Source organism: Kitasatospora sp. NPDC033851 (assembly GCF_055576085.1).
The window spans coordinates 162,335-188,521 of record NZ_JBVIRL010000006.1 but is presented as its reverse complement, the minus strand read 5'-3'; the positions used below and the strand labels follow the sequence as shown (position 1 = coordinate 188,521).

Genomic DNA, 26,187 nt, shown 5'->3' with positions numbered 1-26,187 from the left:
GGAGGGTCAGGTCGAGACCTGCGACAGGGGCCGTACCGGCGGTGCGGCCGGCGGCTCCTCCTGCCGCGGCGGCTTGCGCAGGCCCAGGTCCTTCAGCTTCAGCGCGGGCTTCTCCACGGCGTACCAGGAGCAGACCGCCGCCGTGACCGAGAGCGCCACCGAGGCCGCCGTGTAGGTCCAGTAGCCGTGCTTGTTGACGCCCCAGAGCGCCAGGCACTGCTGGATCGGGAACGCGTAGATGTACACCCCGTACGAGAGGTCCACCTTGGTGCCGACCTTGGTCAGCGGGCCGGGCATCCGGCAGGCGAGCCAGACCAGCAGGTAGGCGAAGGCGGGCAGGCCGAACACGGTGAAGCCGCCGTAGTGGGCGCTGCCGAGGAACACGACGGCGGCCAGCACACCGGCCGGGTCGTTGATCGGCAGGCGGTTCTTGTACAGCTCCGCCAGCGCGCCGAGGCCGAACATGAAGGTCAGCGGTATGAACATGTCCAGGCTGATCGAGCCCAGGAAAGGCAGCTGCCAGCCGGTGAGGCCGGTCGGCGCGTACTCGGGGGCGCGCAGCAGGTGGAAGCCCGACGCCAGGTGGACCATGTACGCGTAGAGCCCCAGGATCATCAGGGTGACGGCCCAGCGTGCGCGCCGCAGCACCCCGACCGCGGCCAGCGAGACCACCAGCAGGTAGCAGAGGACCTCGTACGCCAGCGACCAGACCGAGCCGTTGAAGGCGGTGGGGTGCGGGACGTGGTCGAGCAGTCCGGAGATGCCCCACTGGTACACCCCGATCGACCAGTTGGCCTCCAGGTAGGCCAGCGGGCCCTCCGGGTGCGACCAGAAGCCCGCCATCCGGCCCTGGTGGTAGGCCACGACCGGGGCGACCACGAAGGCCGTCAGCAGCAGACAGGCCCAGAGGCCGGGCAGGATGCGGATGGCGCGGTTCCACAGGAAGCGCGCCGGGCTCAGCCGCATGCCGCTGCGCGTGATCAGCAGACCGGACAGCACGAAGAAGCCGCTCACCGCGATCGCACCGACGTTGGTCTGACCGCGGCTCTGCAGCAGCCCGAGGTCGGGCTTGCCCATCCCGAGCGGCATCGCGTGGGCGAAGATCACGGCGAGGGCCAGGACGAGCCGCAGGAGGCCGAACCCGTTCTTCCGTCCGAGGGCCTCCGTCAAGGGCGGGCAGGCCGTCAGAACCGACCTCTTGCGTGCGGTGCGAGACATGGGCAGGAGGCTCCGGGCCGGTAGTCGTGGAGGGCGGGAACTGCGCGGAGCTCACCCTATCCGCCCGGGTTCCGCCCCCACTGGGTCGGAAGAGGCCCCGTGAGGGCCCGGAGGCACGCCATGACACGCTCTTGGGGGTGCGATTACCATAAGTCGCGGCCCGGGCCCGGCATCGCCGCCGCCGGCAACGATGCATCCGCCGGACGCCCGCAGCACCTCCACGAGTTTCGGCCGACCTGCGCCGACCGGGCGCCCGGCCGCCGCCCGCTGAGCTCGCCCCCCATCCGGCGAGACGGTCCGACCCGCGGCACTGCGCCGCTTCACGGAAGCGAAGAGACATGACGGATTTGGCCCCGGACGTTGTCGGCGGCCGTGCCGGCGCGCCCGACGCGTCGACCACGGCGTCCTCCGACGGGTCACCGACCGGCCGGCCGGGCGACCGCTTCTCGCGGTGGACCGAGAAGCGCTGGGTCCTCCCGCTGGCGGAAGGCCTGGTCAGCGTCGGCGTCGCGCTCGGCTTCATGCTGCTGTGCACGCACATCAGCGTCAACCCGACCACCCGGATCGGCCAGGTCAGCGGCCTCGCCAAGATCCAGCAGTACGCGGCGCTCCTCGGCATCCCCGTCCTCGCGGTGCTGCTGCTGCTCGCCTACCGCGGGACGCTGCGCTACTACCAGGTCGCGCAGCGGCTGGCGTGCGCCGCGGTGGCGGGCCTGGGCACCGGCGTCGTGGCCGGCGGCGTCGTGGTCGCCCTGCACGGCACCCCCTGGGGCCTCGGCGGCCAGGAGGGCGACCCCGGCAACCTCATGGGCATGGCCAACGACATGATGCGCGGCCACGGCCTGCCCGGGGTGTACCCGCCGCTGTTCCCCGCCCTGCTCGCCCTCTGGGCCAAGCTCTTCCACCACGGCATCCCCGGCGTGGGCCACGCGCTCAAGGACCTGCAGCTGATCCTCAGCGCGCTGGTCGGGCCGATGGCCTACCTCTCCTGGCGGATGCTGCTGCGCCCGTTCTGGGCGATGGCGATCGCGGTGCCGGCGTCGATCGTGTTCCTCGACCCGATCCGTCCGTACAGCCACGGCTCCATGCTGGTGCTGCTGCCGCTGCTGGCGGCCTGCTTCCGGGAGATCCGCCGGTCCGGCGAGCTCTCGACCCGCTCGGCGGTGCTGCGCGGCCTCGGCTTCGGCGCCGCGTTCGGCGTGATGTTCCTCTGGTACTCGGGCTGGTACCTGTGGGCGGCGCCGGGCTCGTTCATCCTCGTCCTGATGCTCTTCCCGTGGCGCCGCGGCCGGACCGCCCTCAAGCGCGCGCTGGTCTTCCTCGCCACCATGCTGGTCACCGCCGGTGTGATCGGCGCCCCGCTGCTGTACCAGCTGGTCCGCCTCGGCGCCTCCACGATGGACCGGTACGCCTACATCAACACCTACATCGACCCGGCCTACGTCATGGGCTGGGCCTCGGACCGCTCCGGCACCCTGAGCTACCACAACTGGCCGGGTGAGGGCGACATCGCCGGGCAGACCGGCTTCGGTGTGCTCCTGCTGGTCGGCGTGGGCATCGGCGTCGGCGTGGGCCTGCGCAGCATGGTGGTCCGCACCGCGGGCTTCGTCCTCGCCGGCGCCTGGCTGATGCGCTTCTGGTTCGCCTCGCACATGGAGCACAACCAGGCCGTCCAGCTGTACCCGCGGACGACCTGGATCATCTTCTACTGCCTGATCATCCTGGCCGTCATGGGCGTGATGCTGACGTACGAGCGCGGCTTCGGCTGGATCCGCGGCACGCTGCGCGAGGTGGCCCCGGCCCGGGCCGCGCGGATCTCGCCGCGGGTGATGTCGCAGCTGGCCGCCGGCCTCGTGTGCGCGCTCGCCCTGTTCGCGACCATGGGCGGCTCCTGGTCGGCCAACCGCTTCATGCCGTCCACCAACCCGGGCGTCGAGGACATGGGCCTGGACGCGCTCCGCGCCCACCTGCAGCAGCTCGACGACGGGCAGTGCCCCAAGTACTCGCCCTACAAGGGCAAGCAGGCCTGCAACCCGATCAACATGGACCTGAGCGAGTACACCTTCGTTCCGGACCAGCCGAGGCTCTGGTGCGCCAACACCACGGCGACGGACGTGGACGTCACCTGCGGACGTCCGCCCAAGAACTGACACGACCCACCATCGGGTGACCGTCGGGGCCGGTGAGGATCACCTCACCGGCCCCGATTGGCATCCGGGCTGCTCCATGTGGCAGTATGTCCAAGTTGCTCGGTTGAGTGCCGATGCTGCGCGCCTCCCGCCGGGAGGACTGGAAGCGAGTCCCACCTACTCGTCGTTCCCGTGATGGCCGTCAAGCGTGAGTTCTACGCCACGGCAGCTGCGGGGCGAAAGTACGGGAATCTTCCGGGAAGCGTGTGCGGGGCCTCAATCCGGCACCCCCCACCCCAGAAGTTCTAAACCGACGAGTTATTTCGCCGGTTTTTTACAAGCGCGAGTGCGACACGCCCGAGCGCGGGGGTCGGAGGGAAGTCGAGAAGCAATTAGACAGAAGGACTACTGAGTAGCCATGGCGGGACAGAAGATCCGCATCCGGCTCAAGGCCTACGACCACGAGGTCATCGACTCCTCGGCGAAGAAGATCGTCGAGACGGTGATCCGTACTGGTGCGCAGGTCGCAGGCCCGGTGCCGCTGCCCACTGAGAAGAACGTGTACTGCGTCATCCGCTCGCCGCACAAGTACAAGGACTCGCGCGAGCACTTCGAGATGCGCACTCACAAGCGTCTGATCGACATCCTCGACCCCACGCCGAAGACGGTTGACTCGCTGATGCGTCTCGACCTGCCGGCTGGCGTCGACATCGAGATCAAGCTCTGAGAGGCGCACCGAAGATGGCTAAGCAGATTAAGGGCATCCTGGGCGAGAAGCTCGGCATGACCCAGGTCTGGGACGAGAACAACCGGGTTGTCCCGGTGACCGTCGTCAAGGCTGGGCCCAATGTCGTGACCCAGGTCCACACCGCCGACAGCCCGGCCGGCTACGACGCCGTCCAGATCGGCTTCGGCGAGATCGACCCCCGCAAGGTGAACAAGCCCCTCGCGGGCCACTTCGCCAAGGCCGGTGTCACCCCCCGCCGCCACCTGGTCGAGCTCCGTACCACGGACGCCTCCGAGTACACCCTCGGCCAGGAGATCACCGCGGAGCTGTTCGAGGCGGGTGTCAAGGTCGACGTGACCGGCACCTCCAAGGGCAAGGGCTTCGCCGGTGTCATGAAGCGCCACAACTTCCGGGGCCTCGGCGCCGGTCACGGTGTGCAGCGCAAGCACCGCTCGCCCGGCTCGATCGGTGGCTGCGCCACCCCGGGTCGCGTGTTCAAGGGCGTGAGGATGGCCGGCCGGATGGGCCACGAGCGTGTGACCACCCAGAACCTGACCATCCATGCCGTTGACGCGGAGAAGGGGCTGCTCCTGATCAAGGGCGCAATCCCGGGCCCGAACGGCGGCCTCGTCCTCGTCCGCACCGCGGCGAAGGGGCTGTGAGGATATGAGCACCATTGACATCCTGTCGCCCTCGGGCGACAAGACCGGCAGCCTCGAGCTGCCGGCCGAGATCTTCGACGCGAAGGTCAGCGTTCCGCTGATGCACCAGGTCGTCGTGGCGCAGCTCGCTGCGGCCCGTCAGGGCACCCACAAGACCAAGACTCGTGGCGAGGTCCGCGGTGGCGGCAAGAAGCCGTACCGCCAGAAGGGCACCGGCCGCGCCCGTCAGGGCTCGACCCGTGCGCCGCAGTTCGCCGGCGGTGGCGTCGTGCACGGTCCCGTGCCGCGTGACTACTCGCAGCGGACCCCGAAGAAGATGATCGCCGCCGCCCTGCGCGGTGCGCTCACCGACCGGGCCCGCCACAACCGCATTCACGTCGTCACCGACGTGACCGCGACCGAGGCGCCGTCGACCAAGGCCGCCAAGGGTCTGTTCGGCAAGATCACCGAGCGCAAGAACATCCTCCTCGTCGTCGAGCGTGCCGACGAGCTGGGTCTGAAGAGCGCCCGCAACCTGCCGCACGTGCACATCCTGGACGCCGGTCAGCTGAACACCTACGACGTGCTCGTCTCCGACGATGTGGTCTTCACCCAGGCCGCCTTCGAGCGTTTCGTGGCCGGTCCGGCCGCGTCCGCCAAGGCCGTGGCTGCTGAGGGCGAGCTCGAAGGGAGCGCCGCCTGATGGCTGCAGAGATCACGAGCAAGACGTTCACGGACCCCCGTGACGTCCTGGTGAAGCCGGTCATCTCCGAGAAGAGCTACAGCCTTCTCGACGAGAACAAGTACACGTTCATCGTGTCGCCGGGCGCCAACAAGACCCAGATCAAGCAGGCCGTCGAGGCGGTCTTCTCGGTCAAGGTCGAGGCTGTCAACACGATCAACCGTCAGGGCAAGCGCAAGCGCTCCAAGACGGGCTTTGGCAAGCGCAAGGACACCAAGCGCGCCATCGTGACGCTGGCCGAGGGCAACCGCATCGACATCTTCGGTGGTCCGGTCTCCTAACGGAGATCGTGATCGTCGATAAGGACGAGGACGAGAGAGCCAAATGGGCATCCGCAAGTACAAGCCGACTACGCCGGGCCGTCGTGGCTCCAGCGTGGCCGACTTCGTAGAGATCACGCGGTCCACGCCGGAGAAGTCGCTGGTTCGCCCCCTGCACAGCAAGGGCGGCCGTAACAACGCCGGTCGGATCACCGCTCGCCACCAGGGTGGCGGCCACAAGCGCGCCTACCGCGTGATCGACTTCCGTCGTCACGACAAGGACGGCGTGCCGGCCAAGGTCGCTCACATCGAGTACGACCCGAACCGCACCGCGCGCATCGCGCTCCTGCACTACCTGGACGGCGAGAAGCGCTACATCATCGCGCCGCGCGGCATCGCGCAGGGTGACCGGATCGAGAACGGCGCTGGCGCCGACATCAAGCCGGGCAACAACCTGCCGCTGCGCAACATCCCGGTCGGTACCACCATCCACGCGGTGGAGCTGCGTCCCGGTGGCGGTGCCAAGCTGGCCCGCTCCGCCGGGTCCGGCATCCAGCTGCTGGCGCGTGAGGGCAAGATGGCGCACCTGCGCATGCCCTCCGGTGAGATCCGCCTGGTCGACGCGCGCTGCCGCGCGACCGTCGGCGAGGTCGGCAACGCCGAGCAGTCGAACATCAACTGGGGCAAGGCCGGCCGTATGCGCTGGAAGGGCGTCCGCCCGACCGTGCGTGGTGTCGCCATGAACCCGATCGACCACCCGCACGGTGGTGGTGAGGGTAAGACCTCTGGTGGCCGCCACCCGGTCTCGCCGTGGGGCCAGAAGGAGGGTCGTACCCGTCGCCCGAAGAAGGCGTCGGACGCTCTCATCGTGCGCCGCCGCAAGACCAACAAGAAGCGCTAGGAGCAGGTCAGATGCCGCGCAGTCTCAAGAAGGGCCCCTTCATCGACGGCCACCTTCTCAAGAAGGTGGACGCGCAGAATGAGGCGGGTACCCAGAACGTCATCAAGACCTGGTCCCGTCGCTCCGTGATCTTCCCGGCCATGCTCGGCCACACGATCGCGGTGCACGATGGCCGTAAGCACGTCCCGGTGTTCGTCACCGAGTCGATGGTCGGCCACAAGCTCGGCGAGTTCGCGCCGACGCGCACGTTCCGCGGTCACGTCAAGGACGACCGCAAGTCGAAGCGTCGCTAGTCGCCAGCGAGATTACCGACTCAATGACTTACACCAGCAAGGGGACAACCATGGAAGCCAGGGCCCAGGCGCGGTACATCCGCGTCACGCCCATGAAGGCCCGCCGCGTGGTGGACCTCATCCGTGGCCTGAACGCCACGGAGGCCCAGGCGGTCCTGCGTTTCGCTCCGCAGGCCGCCACCGTGCCGGTCGGCAAGGTGCTCGACAGCGCCATTGCCAACGCCGTGCACAACTACAACCACAACAACGTGGACGACCTCGTCATCAGCGAGGCGTACGTTGACGAGGGTCCGACCCTGAAGCGGTTCCGTCCGCGCGCCCAGGGCCGTGCCTACCGGATCCGCAAGCGGACCAGCCACATCACCGTGGTCGTCAGCAGCAAGGAAGGGACCCGGTAATGGGCCAGAAGGTTAACCCGCACGGGTTCCGCCTCGGCATCAGCACGGACTTCAAGTCCCGCTGGTACGCCGACAAGCTGTACAAGGACTACGTCAAGGAAGACGTTGCCATTCGTCGCATGATGACGAAGGGCATGGAGCGCGCCGGCATCTCCAAGGTCGAGATCGAGCGCACCCGCGACCGCGTCCGCGTCGACATCCACACCGCTCGCCCCGGCATCGTCATCGGTCGCCGTGGCACCGAGGCCGACCGCATCCGCGGCGACCTCGAGAAGCTGACCGGCAAGCAGGTCCAGCTGAACATCCTCGAGGTCAAGAACCCCGAGCTGGACGCCCAGCTCGTGGCTCAGGGCGTCGCGGAGCAGCTGTCCTCCCGCGTGTCGTTCCGCCGTGCCATGCGCAAGTCGATGCAGGGCACCATGAAGTCCGGCGCCAAGGGCATCAAGGTCCAGTGCTCCGGTCGTCTCGGCGGCGCCGAGATGAGCCGTTCGGAGTTCTACCGCGAGGGCCGTGTGCCGCTGCACACCCTGCGCGCGAACGTCGACTACGGCTTCTTCGAGGCCAAGACGACCTTCGGCCGCATCGGTGTGAAGGTCTGGATCTACAAGGGCGACGTCAAGAACATCGCCGAGGTCCGCGCTGAGAACGCCGCTGCCCGCTCGGGCAACCGCCCGGCCCGTCCCGAGGGTGGTCGTCCCGCCCGCGGTGGCGAGCGCCGTGGTGGCGAGCGCGGTGGCCGTGGCCGTCGCCCCGCCGCTTCCGAGGCCCCCGCGGCCCCGGTCGCCGAGGCTCCGGCTGCCGAGAACACCGGAACGGAGGCCTGACCCCAATGCTGATCCCCCGTCGGGTCAAGCACCGCAAGCAGCACCACCCGAAGCGCCGTGGCGCTGCCAAGGGTGGCACCGAGCTCGCCTTCGGCGAGTACGGCATCCAGGCCGTCACCCCGGCCTACGTGACGAACCGGCAGATCGAGTCCGCTCGTATCGCCGTCACCCGTCACATCAAGCGTGGCGGCAAGGTCTGGATCAACATCTACCCGGACCGTCCGCTCACCAAGAAGCCGGCCGAGACCCGCATGGGTTCCGGTAAGGGTTCGCCCGAGTGGTGGATCGCGAACGTGCACCCGGGTCGGGTCATGTTCGAGCTGTCGTACCCCAACGAGAAGGTGGCTCGTGAGGCGCTGACCCGCGCTGCTCACAAGCTCCCGATGAAGTGCCGGATCATCCGGCGCGAGGCAGGTGAGAGCTGATGTCGGCCGGCACCAAGGCTGCTGACCTCCGCGAGCTGGACAACGAGGGTCTCGTTGCCAAGCTCCGTGAGGCCAAGGAGGAGCTGTTCAACCTCCGCTTCCAGGCGGCGACCGGGCAGCTCGACAACCACGGACGGCTCAAGCTCGTCCGTAAGGACATCGCGCGGATCTACACCCTGATGCGCGAGCGCGAGCTGGGCATCGAGACGGTGGAGAGCGCCTGATGACTGAGAACACCAACGAGACGCGCGGTTTCCGCAAGACCCGTGAGGGTCTCGTCGTCAGCGACAAGATGGACAAGACCGTCGTCGTCGCCGTCGAGGACCGCGTCAAGCACGCTCTGTACGGCAAGGTCATCCGCCGTACGAACAAGCTGAAGGCGCACGACGAGGCGAACGCCTGCGGCATCGGCGACCGGGTCCTCCTGGCGGAGACCCGCCCGCTGTCCGCGACGAAGCGCTGGCGCGTCGTCGAGATCCTCGAGAAGGCCAAGTAACGAAGTTGATGCGGTACGGCCGTATGTGCACCAGGCCCCTCGTGGGCGCTGGTGTGAGCAGCGGCCGGCCCGTCAGCTCTCGTTGACGATCAGGAGAAAGCTGTGATCCAGCAGGAGTCGCGACTGCGTGTCGCCGACAACACGGGCGCGAAGGAAATCCTTTGCATCCGCGTTCTCGGTGGTTCCGGTCGCCGCTACGCCGGCATCGGGGACGTCATCGTCGCGACCGTCAAGGACGCGATCCCCGGCGGTTCGGTGAAGAAGGGTGACGTCGTCAAGTGCGTCGTCGTCCGTACCGTGAAGTCGCGTCGTCGTCCGGATGGCTCGTACATCCGTTTCGACGAGAACGCCGCGGTCGTTCTGAAGAACACCGATGGTGACCCCCGTGGTACCCGCATCTTCGGCCCGGTGGGCCGCGAGCTGCGTGACAAGAAGTTCATGAAGATCATCTCGCTTGCGCCGGAGGTGCTCTAACTCATGGCGAACAGCATGAAGATCAAGAAGGGTGACCTGGTTCAGGTCATCACCGGCAAGGACCGCGGCAAGCAGGGCAAGGTCATCCAGGCCATGCCCGCCGAGAACAAGGTCCTGGTCGAGGGTGTGAACCGGGTCAAGAAGCACACCAAGCCGGGCCCGGGCACTCAGGGTGGCATCGTCACCGTCGAGGCCCCGGTGCACGTCTCCAACGTCCAGCTGGTCGTGGAGAAGGACGGCAAGAAGGTCGTCACCCGCGTTGGCTACCGCTTCGATGACGAGGGCAACAAGATCCGCGTTGCCAAGCGAACCGGTGAGGACATCTGATGTCTGAGACGACTGTTGAGAAGGTGACCCCCCGTCTCAAGGAGCGTTACAACTCCGAGATCAAGGGTCAGCTGCAGGAGCAGTTCTCGTACGAGAACGTCATGCTGACGCCCGGCCTGGTCAAGGTCGTCGTCAACATGGGTGTCGGCGAGGCCGCCCGTGACAGCAAGCTGATCGAGGGCGCGATCCGCGACCTGACCGCGATCACCGGTCAGAAGCCGGCCGTGACCAAGGCTCGCAAGTCCATCGCGCAGTTCAAGCTGCGCGAGGGCCAGCCGATCGGCACGCACGTCACCCTCCGTGGTGACCGCATGTGGGAGTTCCTGGACCGTCTGGTTTCGCTGGCCCTGCCGCGAATCCGCGACTTCCGCGGCCTCTCCCCGAAGCAGTTCGACGGCCGTGGCAACTACACCTTCGGTCTGACCGAGCAGGTTATGTTCCACGAGATCGACCAGGACAAGGTCGACCGTCAGCGCGGTATGGACATCACCGTCGTGACCACCGCTCAGACCGACGACGAGGGCCGGGCGCTCCTGCGTGCTCTGGGCTTCCCGTTCAAGGAGGCGTGAGCCAATGGCGAAGAAGTCCCTCATCGCGAAGTCCGAGCGCAAGCCGAAGTTCGGCGTCCGGGCCTACACCCGGTGCCAGCGCTGCGGCCGTCCGCACTCGGTGTACCGCAAGTTCGGCCTGTGCCGTGTCTGCCTCCGTGAGATGGCGCACCGCGGCGAGCTGCCGGGCGTGACCAAGAGCTCCTGGTAATCCAGGCGCTTTAGGCACCCAGCGAAGCAGAGGTGCCCGATCCCACACCGGCCCGTTTTGGGCCTGCCGTACGGATTCCCGTAAGGTAGTGGGGTCGGGCCCCCTGCCACGGCTTCCCCATGGATGTTCGTGGCCCTTTACGGAGGGCTCGCACCCAGTCTTACGACGTCGCAGGTCCCCTGCGCTTGTGCCCCTACCGCACTCGGAAGAGTGCGGGAGGGGGACCTGGCGCGGAGAAACCGCGGCGAGAGAGGCCTGAGGCCATCATGACCATGACCGACCCCATCGCAGACATGCTCACGCGTCTGCGTAACGCGAACTCGGCGTACCACGACACCGTGGCGATGCCGGCCAGCAAGATCAAGGCGCACGTCGCCGAGATCCTGCAGCAGGAGGGGTACATCTCCTCCTACAAGGTTGAGGAGCCCGTCGAGGGCGAGGTCGGCAAGAAGCTGACCATCGAGCTCAAGTTCGGCCCCAACCGTGAGCGCTCCATCGCCGGCATCAAGCGCATCAGCAAGCCGGGTCTGCGCGTTTACGCAAAGTCCACCAACCTGCCGAAGGTTCTCGGCGGCCTGGGCGTGGCGATCATCTCCACGTCCTCCGGCCTCCTGACCGACAAGCAGGCCGCCAAGAAGGGCGTAGGCGGAGAAGTCCTCGCCTACGTCTGGTAATTCGGGAAACGGAGGTACAGCAATGTCGCGCATTGGACGGCTGCCCATCCAGGTCCCCGCTGGCGTGGACGTCACCATCGATGGCCAGGCGGTCTCGGTGAAGGGCCCGAAGGGCTCCCTCACCCACGTCGTCGCCGCGCCGATCGAGATCGGTAAGGGCGAGGACGGCACGCTGCTCGTCACCCGCCCCAACGACGAGCGTCTGTCGAAGGCCCTGCACGGCCTTTCCCGCACGCTGGTGGCGAACATGATCACCGGCGTGACCGCGGGCTACCGCAAGTCGCTGGAGATCAGCGGTGTCGGCTACCGAGTTCTGGCGAAGGGCTCCGACATGGAGTTCCAGCTGGGCTACAGCCACCCGATCCTCGTCGAGGCGCCCGAGGGCATCTCCTTCGTCGTCGAGTCGGCCACCAAGTTCCACGTGGACGGCATCGACAAGCAGAAGGTCGGCGAGGTCGCCGCGAAGATCCGCAAGCTGCGCAAGCCCGACCCGTACAAGGCCAAGGGTGTCAAGTACGCGGGCGAGGTCATCCGCCGCAAGGTCGGAAAGAGTGGTAAGTAAGCGATGAGTGTCTCTGTCAAGATCGGCAAGGGCAACGCCTACAAGAGCGCCGCTCGCAAGCGCCGCGCGATCCGCGTTCGCAAGCGCGTCGTCGGCACCGAGGTGCGTCCGCGTCTCGTCGTGACGCGCTCGAACCGTCACATGGTCGCCCAGGTCATCGACGACGCCAAGGGTCACACCCTGGCGTCGGCGTCCACCCTCGACGTGTCCATCAAGGGCGCCGAGGGCGACAAGACCGAGCTGGCCAAGAAGGTCGGGAGCCTGGTCGCCGAGCGCGCCAAGGCCGCCGGCATCGAGTCGGTCGTCTTCGACCGCGCGGGCAACCGGTACGCCGGCCGCATCGCCGCCCTGGCGGACGCGGCCCGCGAGGCCGGGCTCGACTTCTAAGCCGCTCGTCGACTCTGTCGGCGGACGTAATCGAGAGAGGTAATTCCAATGGCTGGACCCCAGCGCCGCGGTAGCGGCGCCGGCGGCGGCACCGGTGGCGAGCGGCGTGACCGTAAGCGTGACGACCGGGGCAACGCCCCCGCCGTCGAGAAGACCGCTTACGTCGAGCGCGTCGTCGCGATCAACCGTGTCGCCAAGGTTGTCAAGGGTGGTCGTCGTTTCTCCTTCACCGCGCTGGTCGTGGTGGGCGATGGCGATGGCACCGTGGGTGTTGGTTACGGGAAGGCGAAGGAGGTTCCGGCCGCCATCGCCAAGGGTGTTGAGGAGGCCAAGAAGAACTTCTTCAAGGTCCCCCGTATCCAGGGCACCATCCCGCACCCCATCCAGGGTGAGAAGGCCGCCGGCGTCGTGCTCCTGAAGCCCGCCGCCCCCGGTACCGGTGTTATCGCCGGTGGTCCGGTGCGCGCCGTCCTGGAGTGCGCCGGCATCCACGACATCCTGTCGAAGTCGCTCGGCTCGGACAACGCGATCAACATCGTGCACGCCACCGTGGCTGCTCTGAAGGGCCTCGTGCGCCCCGAGGAGATCGCCGCTCGTCGTGGCCTGCCGCTGGAGGACGTGGCCCCCGCTGCTCTGCTGCGGGCGCGTGCTGCTGGGGTGAGCGCCTGATGGCTCGCCTGAAGATCACGCAGACCAAGTCGTACATCGGCAGCAAGCAGAACCACCGTGACACCCTGCGTTCGCTTGGTCTCAAGCGCATGCACGACGTCGTGGTGAAGGAGGACCGTCCCGAGATCCGCGGGATGGCCCACACGGTCCGTCACCTGGTGACGGTTGAGGAGGTGGACTGATCATGGGCGAGAACCCGATCAAGATCCACAACCTGCGTCCCGCCCCTGGTGCCAAGACCGACAAGATCCGTGTCGGTCGTGGTGAGGGCTCCAAGGGTAAGACCGCTGGTCGTGGTACCAAGGGCACCAAGGCCCGCTACCAGGTTCCGCAGCGCTTCGAGGGTGGCCAGATGCCCCTCCACATGCGCCTGCCGAAGCTGAAGGGCTTCAAGAACCCCTTCAAGATCACCTTCCAGGTGGTCAACCTCGACAAGCTGGCCGAGCTCTACCCGCAGGGTGGAGAGGTCACCGTCGAGGGTCTCGTCGAGAAGGGCGCGGTTCGCAAGAACTCGCTCGTCAAGGTGCTCGGCACCGGCGAGATCTCGGTTGCCCTGCAGGTCTCGGTGGACGCCGTCTCCGGCACCGCCGCCGAGAAGATCAAGGCCGCCGGCGGTACGGTCAACGAGCTCATCTGAGCCCGCTGACACTCCGGCTTCGAGCCCCGCACCTCCTTCGGGAGGTGCGGGGCTCGTGCCGTTCCCGGGCCGTGCGGGACCGTTCGGTTCCGGACGGCCGGGTGCTCGTTCTTTTGTGTGGCAAACCCGGGCATCCCGTACCCCGTGAGTGGGGGAGGGGCCGTACGCGCTTCTTCCGAGTGGCCGCGCACTGTTAGAGTCCGTGGAGTTCCCTTGTAGGCTGCGCGTAGGCTCGCCTGTGCCGTCTGTACGGGAGCCCGAACCGCAAACTCCCCATTCAGGACCGACCCTCCCGCCGACGACGTGCGGGAGGCGCAGGAGGCACCGTGCTCAGTGCGTTCGCGCGGGCGTTCCAGACGCCCGACCTGCGCAAGAAGCTGCTGTTCACGCTGGGCATCATGGTGCTGTTCCGGCTGGGCTCGCACATTCCGATCCCCGGCGTGAGCTTCACGGCCGTGAACGAGTGTGTGAAGGCGACAAAGAACAACGGCCTCTTCGGGCTCGTCAACCTGTTCAGCGGTGGCGCGCTCCTCCAATTGACGATCTTCGCGCTCGGCATCATGCCGTACATCACGGCGAGCATCATCCTCCAGCTCCTCACCGTCGTGATCCCGCGACTGGAGATGCTGAAGAAGGAGGGCCAGGCCGGCCAGGCGAAGATCACCCAGTACACCCGCTACCTGACCATCGCGCTCGCCGTGCTCCAGGGCACCGGCATCGTCGCGACGGCCTCCAGTGGCGCGCTGTTCTCGGGCTGCCCGGTGGCCAACCAGATCGTCCCGGACACCGGAGTGTTCCGGATCGCGGTCATGGTCCTCACGATGACGGCCGGCACCACGGTCATCATGTGGCTGGGTGAGCTGATCACCGACCGCGGCATCGGCAACGGCATGTCGCTGCTGATCTTCACCTCGATCGCGGCGCAGTTCCCGACCTCGATGTGGGCGATCAAGACCGGCGGCACCATCGGCGGCGGCTGGGTCGAGTTCCTCTCCGTGGTCGCGGTCGGCATCATCGTCGTGATGCTGGTCATCTTCGTCGAGCAGGCCCAGCGCCGGATCCCGGTCCAGTACGCGAAGCGGATGATCGGCCGCCGGGCGTTCGGCGGCACCTCGACCTACATCCCGCTCAAGGTGAACCAGGCCGGTGTCATCCCGGTCATCTTCGCCTCGTCGCTGCTCTACATTCCCGCCCTGGTGGTCCAGCTGACCAACAGCCAGGCGGGCTGGGCCACGTGGATCCGGACGAACTTCGTCAAGGGTGACCACCCGATCTACATGGCGACCTACTTCCTGCTGATCGTCTTCTTCGCCTTCTTCTACGTCGCGATCTCCTTCAACCCCGAAGAAGTTGCCGACAATATGAAGAAGTATGGTGGGTTCATCCCGGGCATCCGGGCCGGCCGGCCGACGGCCGAGTACCTGAACTACGTGCTGACCCGAATCACGTGGCCGGGTTCGCTCTACCTGGGCCTGATCGCGTTGATCCCGATGATCGCCCTGGTCGCCTTCGGACAGCAGACCGCTTTCCCGTTCGGCGGCACCAGTGTGCTCATCGTCGTCGGCGTCGGACTCGAAACTGTGAAGCAGATCGAGAGCCAGCTCCAGCAGCGCAATTACGAAGGGTTCCTCCGCTGATGCGTATCGTCCTCGTTGGTCCTCCCGGGGCCGGGAAGGGTACTCAGGCGCACCTGCTCGCCAAGACCCTGTCCATTCCCCACATCTCCACCGGAGACCTGTTCCGCGCCAACATCGGTCAGGGCACCCCGCTGGGGCTCGAGGCCAAGAGCTACATGGACGCGGGCCGTCTGGTACCGGACGAGGTCACCATCGGGATGGCCAAGGACCGCATGCTCCAGGAGGACGCCGTGAACGGCTTCCTGCTGGACGGCTTCCCCCGCAACCTCGGCCAGGCCGAGGCGCTCGACGAGTTCCTCGCCGAGCAGGGCATCAAGCTGGACGGCGTGCTGGACCTGGAGGTCCCGGAGGACGAGGTCGTCAAGCGGATCGCGGGCCGTCGCCTGTGCCGCAACGACGGTGGCCACGTCTTTCACGTGGACTACAACCCGCCGAAGGCCGAGGGCGTCTGCGACGAGTGCGGCGGCGAGCTGTACCAGCGCTCGGACGACACCGAGGACAAGGTGCGTACGCGCCTGGAGGTCTACCACACCGAGACCGAGCCGATCATCGGTTACTACAAGGAGCAGGGTCTCCTGGTGACCATCCCGGCCCTCGGCAAGGTGGACGAGGTCACCGCCCGCGCGATCGAGGCGCTGAAGCAGGACAGCTGAGTCTCTCGGCGAACGTACGACGGTACGGCCGGGTCGCCCGCCCAGCGGGTGGCCCGGCCGTTTCGGCGTCGTACGGTGGTAGGGCAGTGGTAATCCGGACTTGGAAGGCGTGACCAGATGGTGGAGATCAAGACCCCCGAGCAGATCGCGAAGATGCGAGCGGCCGGGCTGGTCGTCGCCGAGGCCCTCAAGGCCTGCCGCGAGGCGGTCGCTCCGGGGGTGACCACCCAGGAGCTCAACGACATCGCGGACAAGGTCATCACCGACCACGGCGCCACCTCGAACTTCCGCGCCAACCACGGCGGTCTCTGGTTCCCCGGCGTGATCTGCGCCTCGGTGAACAACGAGGTCGTGCACGGCATCCCGGGCGAGCGGGTGCTGCAGGAGGGCGACCTCATCTCGATCGACTGCGGCGCCATCCTGGACGGCTGGCACGGCGACGCGGCGATCAGCGTGGCGGTCGGCGAGGTCCGCCCCGAGGTCGAGATGCTGAGCCGGGTCACAGAGGGCTCGATGTGGGCCGGCATCGCCCAGATGAAGAAGAACAACCGCCTGGTCGACGTCTCCAAGGCGATCGAGGGCTTCATCCGCCGCCAGCCGCTGCCGCCGAAGGGCAAGTGGGGTATCACCGAGGGCTACGGCGGCCACGGCATCGGCACCGCGATGCACATGGAGCCCCACGTGCTGAACTACGTCGAGCGCGGCCGCGGCAAGGGCCCCAAGCTGGTCCCCGGCACCGTGCTGGCGATCGAGCCGATGGTCTCGCTGGGCACCCCGCACACGACCGTCCTGGACGACGAGTGGACGGTCGTCACCAACGACGGCACCTGGGCCTCGCACTGGGAGCACTCGGTGGCCGTGACCGAGCAGGGCCCGCTGGTCCTGACCGCCTTCGACGGAGGCCGGGCCGAACTGGCCAAGCTGGGCATCACCGCAGCTCCGGACCCGCTCGCGTAGTCGTCGCGGCGCCCGAGCGCCGCTGCTGACAAGGGATCAGAGCCCTGGAGGTTTGGACCTCCAGGGCTTTTGTCCTATTTTTATCGACTGGCAGTGGTCAGCTGCCGCCCGACCGGTTTACGAGCGATGCAGGAGTGAGCACGTGCTCAAGGGATTCCGCGACTTCATGATGCGCGGCAACGTCATCGACATGGCGGTCGGTGTGGTCATCGGTGCCGCGTTCACCGGGGTGGTGACCGGCTTCGTGTCCGCCTTCCTCACCCCGCTGGTGGGCGTGGTGGTCGGTGCGGCCGGCGACTTCAGCTCGTACAAGGCGACGGTGGCCGGGGTCACCTTCCCGTACGGCCAGTTCCTCAACGTCCTGATCGCCTTCGTCATGACCGCCGCGGTGCTCTACTTCTGCGTGGTGCTGCCGATCACCAAGGCGACCGCGCGCTACCTGCCGAAGAAGCCGAAGGCCCCCAAGCGCCCGTGCCCCGAGTGCCTCACCGAGATCCCCGAGGCCGCCCGCCGCTGCTCGGCCTGCACCGCGCACGTCCAGCCGCTGACGCTCTCCGCCGGGGTCTGACGCCGCCGGTGTGACGGGTGCCGCTTTCCGGGGCCCCCGTTTTGGTCCACCGGAAACGCTGGCGTAGGATGGACCGTCGGCTCACTCGTAGCGTGCTTCAGCGCGCCCTCTTCCCCTCGGGGACGGGGTGAACCCAGGTTCGCACGAGCGTTCCGCATACGGTAGCCGGTCCCGGAAGGTGGATCTCGCAGTTCATGGCTAAGAAGCAAGGCGCCATTGAGATCGAGGGCACCGTGATCGAGTCTCTTCCGAACGCGATGTTCAAGGTCGAGCTGCAGAACGGTCACAAGGTCCTCGCGCACATCAGTGGCAAGATGCGCATGCACTACATCCGCATCCTGCCGGACGACCGGGTCGTCGTGGAGCTCAGCCCCTACGACCTCACGCGCGGCCGGATCGTCTACCGCTACAAGTAAGAACGTCAGATCTAGACCCGGAGAACCTGAAGCATGAAGGTCAAGCCGAGCGTCAAGAAGATCTGCGACAAGTGCAAGGTGATCCGCCGTCACGGCCGGGTCATGGTGATCTGCGACAACCTGCGCCACAAGCAGCGCCAGGGCTGATCGCTCTCCAGCATTTCTCGTAGTACTTCGCGCGACGCGAAAACGTCATAAGCGGGCTACCCGATCCGTCCCTTCGCGGACGGACTGCCGCCCCCGGTAAGAGGCCGGGGCTCCCTCACCGTGAGGTGTCGGAGTAGGTAGCACGCAAGACCTCTGAAGAACCACAGGAGCCTTGAATGGCACGCCTCGCCGGCGTTGATCTCCCCCGTGAGAAGCGGATCGAGATCGCCCTTACGTACGTGTACGGCATCGGCCGTACCCGCGCCCAGCAGACCCTCGCCGAGACCGGTGTCAGCCCGGATGTCCGCGTTCGCGACATCTCCGAGGACGACCTGATCAAGCTCGGCCAGTACATCGACGCCAACTACACGGTCGAGGGTGACCTCCGCCGTGAGGTGGCCGCCGACATCCGCCGCAAGGTCGAGATCGGCTGCTACGAGGGTCTGCGTCACCGCCGTGGCCTGCCGGTCCGCGGCCAGCGCACCCACACCAACGCGCGTACCCGCAAGGGCCCGCGTCGCGCGATCGCCGGCAAGAAGAAGCCGGGCAAGAAGTAGTCCGTCCCGTCACCGGACATCCCTCCGGCCCGCGGGTCAGCGGACCGACCACCTCAGTAGGAGAACAGACTTATGCCCCCCAAGGGTCGTCAGGCTGCCGGCGCGAAGAAGATCCGCCGCAAGGAAAAGAAGAACGTCGCTCACGGCCACGCGCACATCAAGAGCACGTTCAACAACACCATCGTTTCGATCACCGACCCCGCGGGCAACGTGATCTCCTGGGCCTCCGCCGGCCACGTCGGCTTCAAGGGCTCGCGCAAGTCCACCCCGTTCGCCGCGCAGATGGCCGCCGAGGCCGCTGCCCGTCGCGCGCAGGAGCACGGCATGCGCAAGGTTGACGTCTTCGTGAAGGGTCCGGGCTCCGGCCGCGAGACCGCGATCCGTTCGCTCCAGGCCACCGGCCTGGAGGTCGGCTCGATCCAGGACGTCACCCCCACCCCGCACAACGGCTGCCGTCCGCCGAAGCGCCGCCGCGTCTGACGCAGCGCCTTCGGGCACGCTGGGTTCTGTTTTAAACCTCGTACGGGCTCCCACGTAGTGAATAGTCACTGCTTTCGGGAGCCCGTACGCTTGGTCCTGTCGGCATCAAATAGTGGGTGCCGAAGACAACTGGAGGAACGCCCCCATGCTTATCGCTCAGCGCCCCTCGCTGACCGAAGAGGTCGTCGACGAGTTCCGCTCGCGGTTCGTGATCGAGCCGCTGGAGCCGGGCTTCGGCTACACCCTCGGCAACTCGCTTCGCCGCACGCTCCTGTCGTCGATCCCGGGTGCCGCTGTCACCAGCATCCGCATCGACGGCGTCCTGCACGAGTTCACCACCGTGCCGGGCGTCAAGGAGGACGTGACCGACCTCATCCTCAACATCAAGCAGCTGGTCGTCTCCTCGGAGCACGACGAGCCGGTCGTGATGTACCTGCGCAAGCAGGGCCCGGGTGTCGTCACCGCCGCCGACATCGCCCCGCCGGCGGGTGTCGAGGTGCACAACCCCGAGCTGGTCCTCGCCACGCTCAACGGCAAGGGCAAGCTGGAGATGGAGCTGACCGTCGAGCGCGGTCGCGGCTACGTCTCCGCCGTCCAGAACAAGGCCTCCGGCCAGGAGATCGGCCGCATCCCGGTCGACTCGATCTACAGCCCCGTGCTGAAGGTCACCTACAAGGTCGAGGCCACCCGTGTCGAGCAGCGGACCGACTTCGACAAGCTGATCGTCGACGTCGAGACCAAGCCCGCCATGCGTCCGCGCGACGCCATGGCCTCGGCCGGCAAGACCCTGGTGGAGCTGTTCGGCCTCGCCCGCGAGCTGAACATCGACGCCGAGGGCATCGACATGGGCCCGTCCCCGACGGACGCCGCCCTGGCCGCCGACCTGGCGCTGCCGATCGAGGAGCTGGAGCTCACCGTTCGGTCGTACAACTGCCTCAAGCGCGAGGGCATCCACACCGTGGGTGAGCTCGTCGCCCGCTCCGAGGCCGACCTGCTCGACATCCGCAACTTCGGTGCGAAGTCGATCGACGAGGTCAAGGCGAAGCTGGCCGGCATGGGCCTGGCCCTCAAGGACAGCCCGCCCGGGTTCGACCCGACCGCCGCCGCCGACGCCTTCGGCGCCGACGACCTGGACGACGCGGGTTACGCGGAGACCGAGCAGTACTGAGAGACTTGACCGCGGGGGCGGTTCTCCGGAACCGCCTCCGCTGTCGTGAAAGTCGTGCGGGCACCGTGCCCGTACGCCCGCTGCGGTACCTGGTACGGCCGCAGTCGGAGATTCGAGGAGTAATTCCATGCCGCGTCCCACCAAGGGTGCCCGCCTCGGCGGCGGCCCGCACCACGAGCCGCTGCTGCTCGCCGGTCTGTGCCGGGAGCTGTTCCAGTACGGCCGCATCACCACGACCGAGGCCAAGGCCCGTCGGATGCGCCCGCTGGCGGAGAAGCTGATCACCAAGGCGAAGAAGGGCGACATCCACAACCGTCGTCTGGTTCGCAAGACGATCACCGACATCGCCGTGCTGCACACCCTCTTCACCGAGATCGCGCCGCGCTACGAGAACCGCCCGGGTGGTTACACCCGTATCACCAAGATCGGTCCCCGTCGTGGCGACAACGCCCCGATGGCCGTGATCGAGCTGGTCGAGGCGCTGACCGTCGCGCAGACCGCCGTCGGCGAGGCCGAGGGCGCCACCAAGCGCGCCGTCAAGGAGGCCGACGAGGCCGCTGCCGTCGAGACCAAGGCCGCCGAGGCCGAGGCCGCCGAGCAGGCCTGACACCTGTAGGTGTAGTGCGGGCCCGTTCTCCCATTCGTGGGGGAGCGGGCCCGTTCCTTCTGTCTGGAGTGGATTGTGGTCAACGATTGCGCCGAGCAGCCGCCGGTGAAGGACGGACCGGCGGACGGGTACGTCCGGGTCCGCCTCGACCTCGCCTACCAGGGCGCCGAGTTCTCCGGCTGGGCCCGGCAGAAGGGCGGCCGGCGGACGGTCCAGGAGGAGATCGAGAGCGCGCTGCAGATCGTCACCCGCAGTCCGGAGCTGTTCCCGCTGACCGTGGCCGGCCGTACCGACGCCGGGGTGCACGCCCGCGGCCAGGTCGCGCACGTCGACCTGCCGGCCGAGCTGTGGGAGGCGCACCGGGACAAGCTGCTGCGCCGGCTGGCCGGCCGGCTCCCCGGGGACGTCCGGATCTACCGGGTCGGCGAGGCGCCGGCCGGGTTCGACGCCCGCTTCTCGGCGATCTGGCGGCGGTACGCGTACCGCGTCGCCGACCACCCGGGCGGGGTGGACCCGCTGCTGCGCGGCCACGTGCTCTGGCACGACCGCCCGCTGGACGTGGACCGGATGAACGCCGCGGCGAAGCTGCTGCTCGGCGAGCACGACTTCGCCGCGTACTGCAAGAAGCGCGAGGGCGCCACCACCATCCGCACCCTGCTGGAGCTGCACTGGGACCGGGTCCCGGTGGACGCCTACGCCGCCCAGGAAGGCTCGCTCGCGGTCGCCACCGTCCGGGCCGACGCCTTCTGCCACAACATGGTCCGGGCGCTGGTCGGCGCGATGCTGCTGGTCGGCGACGGGCACCGGCCGGTGGAGTTCCCCGGCGAGGTGCTGGCGGGCGGGGTGCGCAACTCCGCGGTCAACGTGATCCGGCCGTACGGGCTGACGCTGGAGGAGGTCGGCTACCCGGCGGACGACCAGCTGGCCGAGCGCAATCGCCAGGCCCGGCGGATGCGCACCCTGCCGGGGCAGCCCGTCGGGTAATCCGTTTTGGCCATGGGCGTCCGCTTGGGACAATCGCTCCCATGGGACACGTCGAAATTTCGCACCTTGAGTACTACCTGCCGGACGGACGGGTGCTGTTCGACGACGCGTCCTTCCGGGTCGGCGAGGGCGCCGCGGTCGCCCTGGTCGGCGCGAACGGCGCCGGCAAGACCACCCTGCTGCGGATGATCGCGGGGGACCTCCAGCCGCACGGCGGCTCGGTGACGATCAGCGGCGGGCTCGGCGTGATGCGCCAGTTCGTCGGCACCACCGGCCGCGAGGACCAGCGGTCCACCCCGGGCGCGCTGCCGGCCGACGCCTCGGTCCGCGACCTGCTGGTGTCGGTCGCCCCCGAGCGGATCGCGGTGGCCGCCCGCGCGGTGGACGCGGCCGAGCTGGCGATGATCGCCCAGGACGACGAGAAGACGCAGATGGCCTACGCCCAGGCGCTCTCCGACTGGGCCGACGTCGGCGGCTACGACTACGAGACCGACTGGGACGTCTGCACCATGGCGGCCCTCGGCGTGCCCTTCGACAAGGCCCAGTGGCGCGGCCTGAACACGCTCTCCGGCGGTGAGCAGAAGCGGCTCGTCCTGGAGACGCTGCTGCGCGGCCCCGAGGAGGTGCTGCTGCTGGACGAGCCGGACAACTACCTGGACGTGCCGGGCAAGCGCTGGCTGGAGGAGGCCATCAAGGCGACCTCGAAGACCGTGTTGTACATCTCACACGACCGCGAGCTGCTCTCCCGCACGGCGGAGAAGATCATCAGCGTGGAGTCCGGTGCCGCCGGCAGCAGCGTCTGGGTGCACGGTGGCGGCTTCGACTCCTTCCACGAGGCCCGCAAGGACCGGTTCGCGCGCTTCGAGGAGCTGGGGCGGCGCTGGGACGAGGAGCACGCCAAGCTCAAGAAGCTGGTGGTGACCCTGCGCCAGGCCGCATCGGTCAGCCACGCCCTCGCCACCCGCTACGCGGCCGCGCAGACCCGGCTGAAGAAGTTCGAGGAGGCCGGCCGGCCGGAGGAGCCCCCGCGCGAGCAGAGCATCACCATGCGGCTCAAGGGCGGCCGCACCGGCGTGCGCGCGTTCACCCTGGAGCAGTTGGAACTCACCGACCTGATGCAGCCCTTCGACCTGGAGGTCTTCTACGGCGAGCGGATCGGGGTGCTGGGCGCCAACGGCGCCGGCAAGTCGCACCTCCTGCGGCTGCTGGCCGGCGACGAGACGGTCGCGCACACCGGCGGCTGGAAGCTCGGCGCCCGGGTCGTGCCCGGCCACTTCCGGCAGACCCACGCCCACCCGGAGCTGTTCGGCCGTACCGTCCGCTCCATCGTCGAGGAGGAGCACGCGCTCAGCCGCGGCGCCGCGATGGGCGCGCTGCGGCGGTACGAGCTGGACCGCCAGGAGGAGCAGAAGTTCGAGTCGCTGTCCGGCGGGCAGCAGGCCCGGCTGATGATCCTCAAGCTCGAACTCTCCGGTGTGACAGCCCTGTTGCTCGACGAGCCGACCGACAACCTGGACCTGGAGAGCGCCGAGGCGCTGCAGGCCGGGCTGGAGGCCTTCGACGGCACCGTGCTGTGCGTCACCCACGACCGCTGGTTCGCCAAGACCTTCGACCGCTTCCTGGTGTTCGGGGCCGACGGCCGGGTGTACGAGTCGCCGGAACCGGTCTGGGACGTGACCCGGGTGGAGCGCGAACGCTGAGTGACGGCGAGGGGGGTCCACGTCGATTTTTGACCCCTTCCCGTCGTGCCGGTAACCTGGACGCTTGATGTGCGTATTGGCTCGCTCTATCTCACGTGAGAGGTCGGTACGCCGGAGACATCAGGTCGACGACCAGCGGTCCCCCTTGAATTGCGTCCAAGGTTGACCAGGCTGCTCTTCCGTCCGGGTGCTCCTGTCAGGACTCACTCACTGAAAAGCGAAGGCTACGACCGTGCGTACGTACAGCCCCAAGCCCGGCGACGTCCAGCGTCAGTGGCACGTCATCGACGCGACCGACGTCGTGCTCGGCCGCCTGGCTTCCCAGGCCGCCAACCTCCTCCGGGGCAAGCACAAGGCGATCTACGCGCCGCACGTTGACACTGGTGACTTCGTCATCATCATCAACGCCGACAAGGTGCACCTGTCCGGTAACAAGAAGACCCAGAAGCTGGCCTACCGCCACTCGGGCTTCCCGGGCGGTCTGCGCTCGGTGCGCTACGACGACCTGCTGGCGAACAACCCGGAGAAGGCCGTCGAGAAGGCCATCAAGGGCATGATCCCCAAGAACAGCCTGGGCCGCCAGATGCTCTCGAAGCTGAAGGTCTACTCGGGCGACCAGCACCCCCACGCTGCCCAGCAGCCGGTGCCGTTCGAGATCACCCAGGTCTCGCAGTAATTCGGCCACCAAGCCCCCCATCACTGAAAAGAGCTGAGGAACACCGTGGCCGAGACCACTGAAACCCTTGAGGTCGACTTCGACGAGGCCGCCGAGGCCGTCGAGGGCGAGTACACCTCCGAGGAGAGCTACACCTCCGAGTCCCTGGCCGGCCGCTTCGGCGAGGCCATCCCGGGCGCCGGCCTCGGCCGTCGCAAGGAGGCGATCGCCCGCGTGCGCATCGTCCCCGGCACCGGCCAGTGGAAGATCAACGGTCGCACCCTTGAGGACTACTTCCCCAACAAGGTGCACCAGCAGACCGTGAACGAGCCCTTCAAGCTCCTCGAGCTGGACGGCCGTTACGACGTCGTCGCCCGCATCAGCGGCGGCGGCGTGTCCGGCCAGGCCTACGCGCTGCGCCTCGGCGTGGCCCGTGCCCTGAACGAGGCCGACGTGGACAACAACCGCGGCGCGCTGAAGAAGGCCGGCTTCCTGACCCGTGACGCCCGCGCCGTCGAGCGCAAGAAGGCCGGTCTCAAGAAGGCCCGCAAGGCGCCGCAGTACAGCAAGCGCTAATCGCGTCCCAGGGGGGCGTCCGCCCTGGCGGCGCCGCCCCCCTGGTGTTGCGCAACCGTCGCCCCGGAGTACCACGTGTACTCCGGGGCGACGCGTTCCCCGGCTACTGTGCGGCGGCCGGGATCATCGGTTGGGTTCCGAGCAGTGGTGATGGAGGACGGGACAGTGGGACGACTCTTCGGTACGGACGGCGTACGCGGGGTGGCCAACCAGGGCCTGACGGCGGAGCTCGCGCTCGGGCTGTCGGTCGCGGCGGCGCACGTGCTCGGCGAGGCCGGTGCCTTCGACGGCCACCGGCCGGTCGCGGTGGTCGGCCGTGACCCGCGTGCCTCGGGAGAGTTCCTGGAGGCCGCCGTCATCGCCGGTCTGGCGAGTGCCGGAGTCGACGTCCTGCGGGTCGGCGTCCTGCCCACCCCGGCCGTGGCCTACCTCACCGGCGCGCTCGGCGCCGACTTCGGCGTGATGCTGTCCGCCAGTCACAACGCCATGCCGGACAACGGCATCAAGTTCCTCGCCCGCGGCGGCCACAAGCTGGACGACCGCATCGAGGACGCGATCGAGTCCCACTACCGCAAGCACACGCTCGGCGAGGAGGACTGGAACCGTCCGACCGGCGCCGCCGTCGGCCGGGTCCGCGAGTACACCGAGGGCTTCGACAAGTACGTCGCCCACCTGATCGGCGTGCTGCCCAACCGCCTGGACGGCGTCAAGGTCGTCATCGACGGCGCCCACGGCGCGGCCGCCTACGTCGCCCCCGAGGCCTTCGCCCGGGCCGGCGCCGAGGTCGTCCACACCCTGGGGGCCGAGCCCACCGGCCTCAACATCAACGACGGCGTCGGCTCCACCCACCTGGACCGGCTGCGCGTCGCGATGAAGGAGCACAAGGCCGACTTCGGCATCGCCCTGGACGGCGACGCCGACCGCTGCCTGGCCGCCGACGCCGAGGGCGACGAGGTGGACGGCGACCAGATCATCGCCATCCTCGCGGTCGCCATGAAGGAGGCCGGCACCCTGCGCGGCAACACCGCGGTGGCCACCGTGATGTCCAACCTCGGCTTCAAGCTGGCAATGGAGCGCGAGGGCATCGAGCTGGTGGAGACCGCCGTCGGCGACCGCTACGTGCTGGAGGCCATGAAGGAGCACGGCTTCGCGCTGGGCGGCGAGCAGTCCGGCCACGTCATCCTGCTGGACCACGCCACCACCGGTGACGGCACCCTGACCGGCCTGATGCTGGGCGCCCGACTGGCCGCCACCAAGCAGCCGCTGGCCGACCTGGCCGCCGTGATGACCCGGCTGCCGCAGGTCCTGATCAACGTCAAGGGCGTCGACAAGTCCCGGGTGAAGACCAGCACCGAGCTGGCCGCCGCGGTCGCCGCGGCCGAGGCCGAGCTGGGCTCCACCGGCCGGGTGCTGCTGCGGCAGTCGGGCACCGAGCCGCTGGTCCGGGTGATGGTCGAGGCCGCCGACCCGGTGCAGGCCGAGGCGGTCGGGCAGCGGCTGGCCGAGGCGGTCCGCACCCACCTGGGCTGAGCCCGTACA

General features: G+C 68.1%; 38 protein-coding genes. 37 read left to right on the top strand and 1 reads right to left on the bottom strand.

Annotation, left to right across the window (positions count from 1 at the left end; translation table 11 throughout):
• Positions 1–6: 6 nt before the first annotated feature.
• Complete coding sequence (locus ACZ51D_RS14445) at positions 7–1,218, bottom strand: acyltransferase family protein (protein WP_465662437.1); 1,212 nt, start codon at positions 1,216–1,218, stop codon at positions 7–9.
• 338 nt (positions 1,219–1,556) lie between these two features.
• Here ACZ51D_RS14445 and ACZ51D_RS14440 point away from each other — a divergent pair, with 338 nt between their 5' ends.
• The 37 genes from ACZ51D_RS14440 to glmM all read left to right on the top strand — a co-directional run bounded on the left by ACZ51D_RS14440 (position 1,557) and on the right by glmM (position 26,178).
• On the top strand, positions 1,557–3,368 hold the full coding sequence (locus tag ACZ51D_RS14440; RefSeq protein ID WP_465616173.1) for a hypothetical protein: 1,812 nt from the start codon (positions 1,557–1,559) through the stop codon (positions 3,366–3,368).
• A 397-nt stretch (positions 3,369–3,765) separates the two neighbouring features.
• On the top strand, positions 3,766–4,074 hold the full coding sequence (gene rpsJ, locus ACZ51D_RS14435) for a 30S ribosomal protein S10 (RefSeq protein WP_012785157.1): 309 nt from the start codon (positions 3,766–3,768) through the stop codon (positions 4,072–4,074).
• Between the two features lie 14 nt (positions 4,075–4,088).
• Positions 4,089–4,736 (top strand): 50S ribosomal protein L3, encoded by a 648-nt coding sequence (gene rplC / locus ACZ51D_RS14430; protein ID WP_360495013.1) that lies wholly within the window; start codon positions 4,089–4,091, stop codon positions 4,734–4,736.
• A gap of 4 nt (positions 4,737–4,740) precedes the next feature.
• On the top strand, positions 4,741–5,418 hold the full coding sequence (gene rplD / locus ACZ51D_RS14425) for a 50S ribosomal protein L4 (protein ID WP_360495016.1): 678 nt from the start codon (positions 4,741–4,743) through the stop codon (positions 5,416–5,418).
• Entirely contained in the window at positions 5,418–5,738 is a 321-nt protein-coding gene (gene rplW / locus ACZ51D_RS14420; protein ID WP_030055819.1) for a 50S ribosomal protein L23, read from the top strand. The genes rplD and rplW overlap by 1 nt, the downstream gene beginning before the upstream one ends.
• Before the next feature lie 43 nt (positions 5,739–5,781).
• Positions 5,782–6,618: a 50S ribosomal protein L2 gene (gene rplB, locus ACZ51D_RS14415; protein ID WP_188306762.1), complete on the top strand. Its 837-nt coding sequence runs from the start codon at positions 5,782–5,784 to the stop codon at positions 6,616–6,618.
• An 11-nt stretch (positions 6,619–6,629) separates the two neighbouring features.
• Positions 6,630–6,911 (top strand): 30S ribosomal protein S19, encoded by a 282-nt coding sequence (gene rpsS / locus ACZ51D_RS14410; RefSeq protein ID WP_030055821.1) that lies wholly within the window; start codon positions 6,630–6,632, stop codon positions 6,909–6,911.
• A gap of 50 nt (positions 6,912–6,961) precedes the next feature.
• Positions 6,962–7,309, top strand: coding sequence for a 50S ribosomal protein L22 (gene rplV, locus ACZ51D_RS14405; RefSeq protein WP_033824229.1), 348 nt, complete (start codon positions 6,962–6,964; stop codon positions 7,307–7,309).
• Complete coding sequence (gene rpsC / locus ACZ51D_RS14400; RefSeq protein ID WP_030393298.1) at positions 7,309–8,133, top strand: 30S ribosomal protein S3; 825 nt, start codon at positions 7,309–7,311, stop codon at positions 8,131–8,133. The genes rplV and rpsC overlap by 1 nt, the downstream gene beginning before the upstream one ends.
• A gap of 5 nt (positions 8,134–8,138) precedes the next feature.
• A complete protein-coding gene (rplP, locus tag ACZ51D_RS14395; protein WP_030055824.1) occupies positions 8,139–8,558 on the top strand; it encodes a 50S ribosomal protein L16 in 420 nt (139 codons plus the stop codon).
• A complete protein-coding gene (rpmC, locus tag ACZ51D_RS14390) occupies positions 8,558–8,782 on the top strand; it encodes a 50S ribosomal protein L29 (protein ID WP_049649042.1) in 225 nt (74 codons plus the stop codon). The genes rplP and rpmC overlap by 1 nt, the downstream gene beginning before the upstream one ends.
• A complete protein-coding gene (gene rpsQ / locus ACZ51D_RS14385; RefSeq protein WP_030055826.1) occupies positions 8,782–9,054 on the top strand; it encodes a 30S ribosomal protein S17 in 273 nt (90 codons plus the stop codon). Before rpmC ends, rpsQ begins: the two co-directional genes overlap by 1 nt.
• Before the next feature lie 102 nt (positions 9,055–9,156).
• A complete protein-coding gene (gene rplN / locus ACZ51D_RS14380; protein WP_030393301.1) occupies positions 9,157–9,528 on the top strand; it encodes a 50S ribosomal protein L14 in 372 nt (123 codons plus the stop codon).
• Positions 9,529–9,543: 15 nt separating this feature from the next.
• On the top strand, positions 9,544–9,855 hold the full coding sequence (gene rplX / locus ACZ51D_RS14375) for a 50S ribosomal protein L24 (protein ID WP_030055828.1): 312 nt from the start codon (positions 9,544–9,546) through the stop codon (positions 9,853–9,855).
• Positions 9,855–10,424 carry a 50S ribosomal protein L5 gene (gene rplE, locus ACZ51D_RS14370; protein ID WP_030393302.1) on the top strand — a complete coding sequence of 190 codons (570 nt, stop codon included), beginning with the start codon at positions 9,855–9,857 and terminating at the stop codon, positions 10,422–10,424. The genes rplX and rplE overlap by 1 nt, the downstream gene beginning before the upstream one ends.
• 4 nt (positions 10,425–10,428) lie before the next feature.
• Positions 10,429–10,614 (top strand): type Z 30S ribosomal protein S14, encoded by a 186-nt coding sequence (locus ACZ51D_RS14365; RefSeq protein WP_030055830.1) that lies wholly within the window; start codon positions 10,429–10,431, stop codon positions 10,612–10,614.
• Positions 10,615–10,880: 266 nt separating this feature from the next.
• The gene (gene rpsH, locus ACZ51D_RS14360; RefSeq protein WP_033824224.1) at positions 10,881–11,288 is read left to right on the top strand and encodes a 30S ribosomal protein S8; all 408 of its coding nucleotides are present in this window, start codon (positions 10,881–10,883) and stop codon (positions 11,286–11,288) included.
• Positions 11,289–11,310: 22 nt separating this feature from the next.
• A complete protein-coding gene (gene rplF, locus ACZ51D_RS14355) occupies positions 11,311–11,850 on the top strand; it encodes a 50S ribosomal protein L6 (RefSeq protein ID WP_030055832.1) in 540 nt (179 codons plus the stop codon).
• 3 nt (positions 11,851–11,853) lie between these two features.
• Positions 11,854–12,237, top strand: coding sequence for a 50S ribosomal protein L18 (rplR, locus tag ACZ51D_RS14350; RefSeq protein WP_030280785.1), 384 nt, complete (start codon positions 11,854–11,856; stop codon positions 12,235–12,237).
• Positions 12,238–12,285: 48 nt separating this feature from the next.
• Positions 12,286–12,906 (top strand): 30S ribosomal protein S5, encoded by a 621-nt coding sequence (gene rpsE, locus ACZ51D_RS14345; protein WP_030393306.1) that lies wholly within the window; start codon positions 12,286–12,288, stop codon positions 12,904–12,906.
• Complete coding sequence (gene rpmD / locus ACZ51D_RS14340; protein ID WP_030055835.1) at positions 12,906–13,088, top strand: 50S ribosomal protein L30; 183 nt, start codon at positions 12,906–12,908, stop codon at positions 13,086–13,088. Before rpsE ends, rpmD begins: the two co-directional genes overlap by 1 nt.
• 2 nt (positions 13,089–13,090) lie before the next feature.
• The gene (gene rplO, locus ACZ51D_RS14335) at positions 13,091–13,543 is read left to right on the top strand and encodes a 50S ribosomal protein L15 (RefSeq protein WP_360495020.1); all 453 of its coding nucleotides are present in this window, start codon (positions 13,091–13,093) and stop codon (positions 13,541–13,543) included.
• Between the two features lie 326 nt (positions 13,544–13,869).
• Positions 13,870–15,180, top strand: coding sequence for a preprotein translocase subunit SecY (secY, locus tag ACZ51D_RS14330; RefSeq protein WP_360495023.1), 1,311 nt, complete (start codon positions 13,870–13,872; stop codon positions 15,178–15,180).
• Entirely contained in the window at positions 15,180–15,833 is a 654-nt protein-coding gene (locus tag ACZ51D_RS14325) for an adenylate kinase (protein ID WP_360495026.1), read from the top strand. The genes secY and ACZ51D_RS14325 overlap by 1 nt, the downstream gene beginning before the upstream one ends.
• A gap of 117 nt (positions 15,834–15,950) precedes the next feature.
• A complete protein-coding gene (gene map / locus ACZ51D_RS14320; RefSeq protein ID WP_465662435.1) occupies positions 15,951–16,790 on the top strand; it encodes a type I methionyl aminopeptidase in 840 nt (279 codons plus the stop codon).
• A 142-nt stretch (positions 16,791–16,932) separates the two neighbouring features.
• Positions 16,933–17,358 (top strand): large conductance mechanosensitive channel protein MscL, encoded by a 426-nt coding sequence (gene mscL, locus ACZ51D_RS14315; protein ID WP_465662434.1) that lies wholly within the window; start codon positions 16,933–16,935, stop codon positions 17,356–17,358.
• 194 nt (positions 17,359–17,552) lie between these two features.
• Positions 17,553–17,774 carry a translation initiation factor IF-1 gene (gene infA, locus ACZ51D_RS14310; protein ID WP_003956442.1) on the top strand — a complete coding sequence of 74 codons (222 nt, stop codon included), beginning with the start codon at positions 17,553–17,555 and terminating at the stop codon, positions 17,772–17,774.
• 33 nt (positions 17,775–17,807) lie between these two features.
• A complete protein-coding gene (gene rpmJ / locus ACZ51D_RS14305; RefSeq protein ID WP_003956441.1) occupies positions 17,808–17,921 on the top strand; it encodes a 50S ribosomal protein L36 in 114 nt (37 codons plus the stop codon).
• 176 nt (positions 17,922–18,097) lie between these two features.
• Positions 18,098–18,478, top strand: coding sequence for a 30S ribosomal protein S13 (rpsM, locus tag ACZ51D_RS14300; protein WP_360495035.1), 381 nt, complete (start codon positions 18,098–18,100; stop codon positions 18,476–18,478).
• 72 nt (positions 18,479–18,550) lie between these two features.
• The gene (gene rpsK, locus ACZ51D_RS14295) at positions 18,551–18,958 is read left to right on the top strand and encodes a 30S ribosomal protein S11 (protein ID WP_030232513.1); all 408 of its coding nucleotides are present in this window, start codon (positions 18,551–18,553) and stop codon (positions 18,956–18,958) included.
• Between the two features lie 145 nt (positions 18,959–19,103).
• The gene (locus ACZ51D_RS14290; RefSeq protein WP_030055844.1) at positions 19,104–20,126 is read left to right on the top strand and encodes a DNA-directed RNA polymerase subunit alpha; all 1,023 of its coding nucleotides are present in this window, start codon (positions 19,104–19,106) and stop codon (positions 20,124–20,126) included.
• Positions 20,127–20,253: 127 nt separating this feature from the next.
• Positions 20,254–20,733 (top strand): 50S ribosomal protein L17, encoded by a 480-nt coding sequence (gene rplQ, locus ACZ51D_RS14285; RefSeq protein WP_360495038.1) that lies wholly within the window; start codon positions 20,254–20,256, stop codon positions 20,731–20,733.
• A 75-nt stretch (positions 20,734–20,808) separates the two neighbouring features.
• On the top strand, positions 20,809–21,717 hold the full coding sequence (gene truA / locus ACZ51D_RS14280; RefSeq protein ID WP_465616181.1) for a tRNA pseudouridine(38-40) synthase TruA: 909 nt from the start codon (positions 20,809–20,811) through the stop codon (positions 21,715–21,717).
• A 41-nt stretch (positions 21,718–21,758) separates the two neighbouring features.
• A complete protein-coding gene (locus ACZ51D_RS14275; RefSeq protein ID WP_465616183.1) occupies positions 21,759–23,417 on the top strand; it encodes an ABC-F family ATP-binding cassette domain-containing protein in 1,659 nt (552 codons plus the stop codon).
• 232 nt (positions 23,418–23,649) lie between these two features.
• Entirely contained in the window at positions 23,650–24,093 is a 444-nt protein-coding gene (gene rplM / locus ACZ51D_RS14270) for a 50S ribosomal protein L13 (RefSeq protein ID WP_465616185.1), read from the top strand.
• 33 nt (positions 24,094–24,126) lie between these two features.
• Positions 24,127–24,648 (top strand): 30S ribosomal protein S9, encoded by a 522-nt coding sequence (gene rpsI / locus ACZ51D_RS14265; protein WP_396288796.1) that lies wholly within the window; start codon positions 24,127–24,129, stop codon positions 24,646–24,648.
• 165 nt (positions 24,649–24,813) lie between these two features.
• The gene (glmM, locus tag ACZ51D_RS14260; RefSeq protein WP_465662432.1) at positions 24,814–26,178 is read left to right on the top strand and encodes a phosphoglucosamine mutase; all 1,365 of its coding nucleotides are present in this window, start codon (positions 24,814–24,816) and stop codon (positions 26,176–26,178) included.
• Positions 26,179–26,187 lie beyond the last annotated feature (9 nt).